Genomic DNA, 7,701 nt, shown 5'->3' on the forward strand with positions numbered 1-7,701 from the left:
TCATCAACAGAATGAAGTTCAATAAATTCAGTTATGGAAGGAAGGGCTTGTTGATTTAATAATGTAATATGGGTATCATCCCAATGTACCGAATATGGTAAGGGTGCTAGTGTAGTCATGTGCAGGTCTCCTTTTAAATGGTTGAGTAAGATGGCAGTGTCCGTTGCTTCAACGCTTCAATGACGGCTGGAACATCCAATTCTCCCCGTTTTTTAATTAAAAAAGTACCGATTTCCAATGTTGCCGTTTTGGCTGCGATCCTTGTTTCTTTATCTTCAATGACGTTTAAATCGGCTACATGGGAAAGGCCAATGGTTCGCCGAATCAGTTCGCAGCCGGCAAAGCCGAATGCATCTTTTTTGAATTTTGTCAGTAAATAAGGCAGATAACCCTTCACATGGCGGAATGGACTTTCATTTTGGACCTCCCATAATTTGGTGTAAGTTTCTTCAAAGGCATTCCAAAATTCATGAAGGAGCGTGAAAATCTCTTCCTTTCCAGCGCCATTGCGTGTGACTGCCTGAAAGAGAAGATTGGCGGTGTATTGACCAAGATCAAAACCAACTGGCCCATAAAAAGCGAATTCCGGGTCAATAACCTTTGTTTCAGTTACACTTGCAAATATACTTCCAGTATGTAAATCTCCATGAAGCAAGGCTTCCTGCTCGGTTTCAAAGCTTTGCTTCAGCTTGGCGACCTCAAGTATCACTTCTTGATCATTCCATATTTTTTGGGCGGCATCTTTCAATTCCACCTCGAAGTCTCCAGGGAGTTCCTCAAAAAATGGATCCGTGAAAATAAAGACCTCAGTGATTTTGCAGAGTTCGGGATTCGTGAAATGTCGGGCCACCTCCTTTTTCGAAGAGGGTTCTAAATGATAATCGGATGTATAAAATGCCGTCTTCGCAACATACTCACCAATATGCTGTGAAAGCAATGGATATGAATCGCCATCGATCAATCCTGTTCTAACGATTTTCAAGTGCGATAAATCCTCCATGACTGTGATGGCAAGCTGTTCATCCGAATAGTAGACTTGCGGTACGAATTCGGGGCAATAACTTCTGAAATGAATCAGCGCATTCGCTTCAATGGCTGCCCTTTTCAATGTCAGCGGCCAGCTTTCACCAAGTACCTTGGCATAAGGGACCGCTTGTTTGATTATTAGACCTTTGTTTGTGACCGTGTCTGTAATATGAAAAACATAATTTAAGTTTCCATCGCCGATTTCATTACATTTCAAACTTGCATCCGCATTGACCAACCCAAGTTTTTTTGCAAGAGTTATAGCTGTTTCGTTTGTCAATCTCTTAAAATTTGAATGGTTTTGAGTCATTCTTTTCCCCTCCAGATTCAAAATAAGAATAAAAAAGCCTCTTTCATATAGAAAGAGGCAGAAGTTTTGGCTTCGGACCTCTTATCTTCCAGAAAATGAATTCTGGTGGAATTAGCACCGTGCTCTGTGGATTCAATAATCCGGCGGAAGATCCGCCCCATTTCACAATGGTATTACAGTCGGTTGCTGGGCTTCATAGGGCCTTTATCCCTCAGCCTGCTCTTGATAAGAGTAAATGTTTTCTGAAATTTTAATCTTCGGGAAAATAATATCAACTTTTTAAATAGTTTGTCAATGGGTAAATTAATAAAAATCAGGACGGCGATCTTCGAATACAGGTATTTTGTTACGTGCTTCCGTAACTTTGTTGAAGTCCAAGGTGCCTGTCAATAGTTCGTTTCCTTCTCCGGCTTCACTTATGATATTCCCCCATGGATCAATAATCAAGGAATGGCCCGCAAATATATTATTGACATCCGAACCTGTACGATTAACGGCTACAACATAGGCTTGGTTCTCGATGGCACGGCTTATCAATAAAGCTCTCCAGTGATCTAGTCTCGGCTTTGGCCATTCAGCCGTAACGAATAGAACTTCCGCGCCTTGAACGGTATGGGCTCGCTGCCATTCTGGGAAACGAATGTCATAACAAACGAACCCGGCACATATTTTTTCATCAAGAGTAAATAAACCATCTTTTTCACCTGGCTGCAGGAAATGATGTTCATCCATTAATTGAAATAAGTGAAGCTTATCATATTCTTTAATGAGCTTTCCGTGTTTATCGATGATGATCATGGTGTTATAGATTCCCTTGCTTGTTTTTTTCGCAATGGAACCGCCGATGATGTGAATCTGGTGTTTCTGTGCCTGTGTTTTAAGAAATTCAATCGTTTTTTCTGCCTCTTGATCAGCAATCTCATTCAGCCTGGTCAAGTCGTATCCGGTTGTCCAAAGCTCTGGTAATATGACGATATCGGGTTCGGACCGAGCTGCTTTTTCCATCCATTGTTCTGCAACCTGAAAATTGATATCTGGTTGCCCGAAAGCTATATCCATTTGAATACAAGCTATTTTCCACTTCATCGTTTAACCCCCCCACATGTAAAAAATGCTTTACAAGACTACGATAAACATATATCATTTGTGACTAGAATTTCAAGAAATTTCAGAGAAGGTGTATAAATGGTGCAATTCGAAAAATCCGGACTGCTTCAGGACCTGCCCAAGCAGTTTTTTGCTTCACTGGTCGCAAAAGTCAATGCAATCACGGAGCAAGGACATGATGTCATTAATTTAGGCCAGGGAAACCCTGATCAGCCGACGCCGGAACATATCGTCAAAAGTTTGCAAACTGCCGCTGAAAAAACGATTAATCATAAATATYCGCCATTCCGGGGACATCAATATTTAAAAGATGCTGCTGCCGTCTTTTATGAACGGGAATACGGTGTCAAGCTGGATCCGAATAGTGAAGTGGCGATTCTCTTCGGGGGAAAGGCAGGTCTTGTCGAACTTCCGCAGTGTTTATTGAATCCAGGTGATACAATCCTTGTTCCAGATCCCGGCTATCCGGATTATCTTTCCGGTGTTGTTTTAGCCCAGGCAAAGACCGAACTGATGCCCTTGACAGAAGAAAATGATTTTCTTCCGAAATACGATGACATACATAAAGAAGTTCTTGATAAAGCCAAAATGATGTTCTTGAATTATCCGAATAATCCCACAGGCGCTTCTGCAACTGAAAGTTTCTTTGATGAAACCGTCTCCTTTGCAAAAGAACATTCAATTTGTGTGGTCCATGATTTCGCCTATGGGGCGATAGGATTCGATGGAAAAAAACCGATAAGCTTTCTCCAGGCGGAGGGAGCGAAGGATGTAGGAGTTGAAATATACACTCTATCGAAAACATACAATATGGCAGGGTGGAGAGTCGGCTTCGCAGTGGGCAATAAGAGTGTAATAGAAGCTCTTGAACTATTACAAGACCATCTTTATGTGAGTCTTTTCCCGGCGATACAAGAAGCTGCGGCAAGCGCTTTGCTTGACTCACAGACCTGTGTAGAGCAGTTAGTGCAAATGTACGAGGGGCGAAGGAATGTTTTCATTGAGGGATTGAGGTCCATCGGATGGGAAGTCAAAGCTCCAGCGGCATCGTTTTTTGCCTGGCTCAAGGTACCTGAAGGTTTTACGTCCGAGAGTTTTGCGGACTATTTATTAACGCATGCCCATGTAGCTGTTGCCGCAGGGAATGGGTTCGGTGAATTTGGCGAAGGTTATGTCAGGGTAGGGCTACTGACTTCGGAAGAACGGCTGCAAGAGGCTGTGGAACGAATACGGACATTAAACTTATTTTAATGCAATAAGATATCCGATTTATTCACCTTTAAATAGTTAAAACTTATTGACAAAGTAGGAATTACCTGTCAGAATACAAAATAAATTCTTAATCTTTCGATACTTGGATGCAACTTATATATCAGCGTTTTCTTATTTTGAGCAGGTGGAGGGACTAGCCCGATGAAGCCCAGCAACCGACCGTAATTCCATTGTAAAATGGGGCGGAATCCTTCCGCCGGATTTTTTTGAAATCCACAAGGCACGGTGCTAATTCTTGCAGCCGATGGCTGGGAGATAAGAAGATGGCTTTTTAAAGCCTCTTCTTTATGAAGGGGCTTTTGCCATTTTGAGACCATCTCAGGCCAATAGTGACATCGAGAGTTTACTAACGTGTTATAGGAGTGATCAGATGAGCGAGATAGTCGCTACTTATTTAATTCATGACTTTATTGGAAATCATGAGAAAAAAGCAGAGAGCATTGCCTTGGGTCTGACTGTCGGGACATGGACGGACTTGCCGCATTTGGTACAGAAACAACTGGAAAAACATAAGGGACGCGTCGTATCGGTGACACCCCTATCTGAAGAAGAGAGGGCAAACAGCTACTTTAATCGGAAAGTATACCGTTCGCTGATTAAAATTGCCTATCCGGCAAGGAATTTCTCCAATGATTTACCGGCAATCCTTACGACGGTCTTCGGCAAACTTTCATTGGACGGTGAAATAAAACTTATAGACTTGGATTTTGTCGGTGATATTCAAAAAGCTTTTCCCGGGCCGCAATTTGGCATTGAAGGCATAAGGGAAAAGCTTGGCGTATTTAACCGGCCCTTGGTGATGAGCATCTTTAAAGGTGTATTGGGAAGAGACCTAACATTTCATAATGAGCAACTGAAGCAACAAGCATTGGGAGGTGTCGACCTAGTTAAGGATGATGAGATCCTCTTCGACCAGGAACTGACTCCATTTTTCGATAGAATAAAAACGGGAAAAAGAATATTGAATGAAGTCTATGAAACCACTGGCCACCGTACTTTATATGCTGTCAATCTATCTGGGAAAACTTTTGAATTATTGGATAAGGCAGAGCAAGCGGCTGAAGCAGGGGCAGATGCTTTATTGTTCAACGTTCATACATATGGTTTGGATGTATTGCAGGCCTTGAGTGAACATGATCGTATAAAGCTGCCGATCATGGCGCACCCCGCATATAGCGGGGCATTGGCATCTTCATCATTTTATGGTATCGGCTATCCATTATTGCTTGGTAAATTAGTAAGGTTATCAGGCGCGGATTTATCCTTGTTCCCTTCCCCTTATGGAAATGTCGCACTTGAAAAAACGGAGACCTTAGCGATTGCTGAAGCTCTGACAAGAGATGAACTTTCATGGAAAAAAGCCTTCCCTGTTCCTTCTGCAGGCATTCATCCGGGCATGGTTCCGGACCTGATCAAGGATTTCGGGCTTGATAGTGTGATTAATGCCGGAGGCGGAATTCACGGGCACCCTGACGGAGCAGAGGGCGGTGCCAAGGCATTCCGTTCTGCTGTGGAAGCCGTTCTGGCAGGAAAGGAACTTTCTGAAGCGGCGGCTGAGGAAGAAACCCTAAAAAAAGCTCTTGTGTTGTGGGGAGGCCTATAAGAAATAATGAAACCGATCATCTTTTGTGATTTTGACGGAACGATCACCAACACAGATAATATCATTTCAATTATGAAGAAATTTGCGCCTCCGGAATGGGAAGCGTTGAAAGACGGTGTCCTTCAGCAAAAAATCAGTATATCTTCAGGAGTTGGGGATATGTTTTCCCTGCTTGATAGTGGCTTGAAGGATGACATCATCCAATATGTAAGAAAAACGGCCGGCATTCGACCAGGGTTTTATGAATTCGTTGAGTATACGAAACAAGCCAATATCCCTTTATATATTGTAAGCGGGGGCATGGATTTTTTCATTTCACCCCTTTTGAATGATATCTTGCCAAAAGAGTCCGTTTATTGCAACCATGCATTTTTTGATAAGGAAAAGATTTATATTGAGTGGCCACATGCTTGTGATGAGCAATGTAGTAATGATTGCGGTTGCTGCAAGCCATCCATTATGAGGGAAAGTGCGGGTCCGGAAGATTTTAAACTCGTTATTGGAGATTCAGTTACGGATTTTGAAGCGGCAAAACAGGCCGATTTTGTCATAGCCCGTGACATATTGCTTGAAAAATGCGGTAGGGAAGGAATTCCACATCAAGGATTCGAAACATTTTTTGATGTAATTGACATTATAAAGCAGCAGGAGGTGGTTAAAGCGTGAACACTCATTCTAAAGAATGGCTTGAGTTGGCAGATATTAAAGCTGAACTGGCCGAAAGGGATTGGTTTATGGGAACAAGCGGGAATTTGTCCATCCGCGAACCCAAAAGCCCTTTCTTTTATATTACCGCAAGCGGTAAGGATAAAAGGAAGCAATCGGATACGGACTTTTTACTGGTGGATTTAAAAGGAAAACCAGTTGAAGATACGAACCTAAGACCATCGGCCGAAACTTTACTTCATACAGACATTTACCGAAAAACCAATGCGAACTGTGTACTCCATGTCCATACAGTTGAAAATAATGTGATATCGGAATTGTACGGAGATGAAGGCCAAGTTTCCTTTCGTAATCATGAAATCATTAAAGCGACCGGTCGGTGGGATGAAGATTCGGAGCTTCGGATTCCAATCATATATAATCACGCTGACATACCGCTGCTATCCGATAAGTTCAAGCCGCATGTCGAAGAAGACTCTGGCGCTGTGCTGATACGCAATCATGGCATTACGGTTTGGGGCAAAAGCGGATTCGAGGCAAAAAGAATACTTGAAGCCTGCGAATTTTTATTTCAATATCAACTGTTACTTAATCAACAAAAGGCGTTTGCAGGTTCTATAAGATAAATACTCATAGAGGAGGAATGAATGATGGCGACGATCAGATTCCATGAAACAAACGATATTATTGAAAACGGTGAACAGGTAAAAGGTTTTTTAGAAACACAAGGGGTTATTTATGAGCAATGGGACATTTCTAAATTACCTGCACATCTTGTGGAAAAATACGATCTATCAGATGCTGACAAGGAGGAAATCCTTGTAACATTCCAATCAGAGATAGCGGAAATCTCTGAAAGAAGAGGCTATAAAGCCCATGATATCATCACATTATCCGATGCAAATCCGAACTTGGATCAAATGCTTGAAAACTTTAAGCAGGAACACCATCACGAAGATGATGAAGTGCGTTTCATAGCAGGCGGAACGAGTATCTTTGCCATTGAAGGCAATGATAAACAGTGGTTTGATGTACGGCTTAATCCAGGAGATCTTATTAGTGTACCAGAATCAACAAGACATTATTTCACGCTCGCGGAAGATAGGAAAACTGTTGCTGTCCGGATTTTCGTAACTGCTGCAGGATGGGTGCCGATTTACGAAAAAGACGAAGTTCAAGCATGAATCAATGTTGAAAAGCCAGCTTATGGGCTGGTTTTTATTTGTAGAAAGGGAAGTCGGAATGATCTCACCTAATCTTGATTTTTTAAAAAAACATTAATCCCTTTGTGTTTTTTCTATTTTATAGGAAAGAAATCTCGCAAGATTGAAGAAACTTGCGACACTCCTGCCGAAAAACTGGCTAGCCGAGACCCCACAGGCGCTTGCGCCGAGGAGGCTCGGGAGACAGTCGGCGGAAAGGGAGCAATTTCTGAAATCGACTGGACGTTTTTAAATAAAAAACTGCAGTCGAACTCGCTTTTCTTCGAAAATGTCTAGTCTAAAACCAGCTTACGGGCTGGTTTTTTTATGTGAATCCGGCAAGTGCTTTAGTAAGCTAATTATGATAAAATTTAACGGAATCGAATTTAACCGGATTTAGGAGCAGATAAGAATGAAAACGACCGAAGTGTACATATTGGGCGGCTTTCTCGGCAGCGGGAAAACGACGCTTCTTCGAAATATTTTAAAACAGGAAAGTGAAGCGGGCAGAAAAG

Annotated in this window: 8 protein-coding genes and 2 riboswitches; of the genes, 6 read left to right on the top strand and 2 right to left on the bottom strand. The window is 42.2% G+C overall.

What is annotated here, in order from left to right:
* Positions 1–133 precede the first annotated feature (133 nt).
* On the bottom strand, positions 134–1,336 hold the full coding sequence (gene mtnK / locus AC1DVB_RS23855) for an S-methyl-5-thioribose kinase (RefSeq protein ID WP_477591258.1): 1,203 nt from the start codon (positions 1,334–1,336) through the stop codon (positions 134–136).
* Between the two features lie 78 nt (positions 1,337–1,414).
* A riboswitch (SAM riboswitch) is annotated at positions 1,415–1,568 on the bottom strand.
* 71 nt (positions 1,569–1,639) lie between these two features.
* Complete coding sequence (locus tag AC1DVB_RS23860) at positions 1,640–2,422, bottom strand: carbon-nitrogen family hydrolase (RefSeq protein ID WP_054400398.1); 783 nt, start codon at positions 2,420–2,422, stop codon at positions 1,640–1,642.
* 99 nt (positions 2,423–2,521) lie between these two features.
* Here AC1DVB_RS23860 and AC1DVB_RS23865 point away from each other — a divergent pair, with 99 nt between their 5' ends.
* From AC1DVB_RS23865 to AC1DVB_RS23890, 6 genes are all read left to right on the top strand, one after another.
* Positions 2,522–3,694, top strand: coding sequence for an aminotransferase class I/II-fold pyridoxal phosphate-dependent enzyme (locus AC1DVB_RS23865; RefSeq protein WP_477591260.1), 1,173 nt, complete (start codon positions 2,522–2,524; stop codon positions 3,692–3,694).
* Positions 3,695–3,823: 129 nt separating this feature from the next.
* A riboswitch (SAM riboswitch) is annotated at positions 3,824–3,977 on the top strand.
* Between the two features lie 108 nt (positions 3,978–4,085).
* Entirely contained in the window at positions 4,086–5,318 is a 1,233-nt protein-coding gene (gene mtnW / locus AC1DVB_RS23870) for a 2,3-diketo-5-methylthiopentyl-1-phosphate enolase (protein WP_095678882.1), read from the top strand.
* Between the two features lie 6 nt (positions 5,319–5,324).
* Entirely contained in the window at positions 5,325–5,984 is a 660-nt protein-coding gene (locus AC1DVB_RS23875; RefSeq protein WP_477591263.1) for a 2-hydroxy-3-keto-5-methylthiopentenyl-1-phosphate phosphatase, read from the top strand.
* Positions 5,981–6,610, top strand: a complete 630-nt coding sequence (locus AC1DVB_RS23880; RefSeq protein ID WP_098864272.1) for a methylthioribulose 1-phosphate dehydratase — start codon at positions 5,981–5,983, stop codon at positions 6,608–6,610. The genes AC1DVB_RS23875 and AC1DVB_RS23880 overlap by 4 nt, the downstream gene beginning before the upstream one ends.
* A gap of 24 nt (positions 6,611–6,634) precedes the next feature.
* A complete protein-coding gene (locus AC1DVB_RS23885) occupies positions 6,635–7,168 on the top strand; it encodes a cupin domain-containing protein (RefSeq protein WP_477591265.1) in 534 nt (177 codons plus the stop codon).
* A gap of 430 nt (positions 7,169–7,598) precedes the next feature.
* Positions 7,599–7,701, top strand: a 103-nt coding sequence (locus AC1DVB_RS23890; RefSeq protein ID WP_477591267.1) for a GTP-binding protein, incomplete at its 3' end; no start/stop codon positions are given.

It is taken from the genome of Peribacillus sp. P4_D6, from assembly GCF_056401795.1.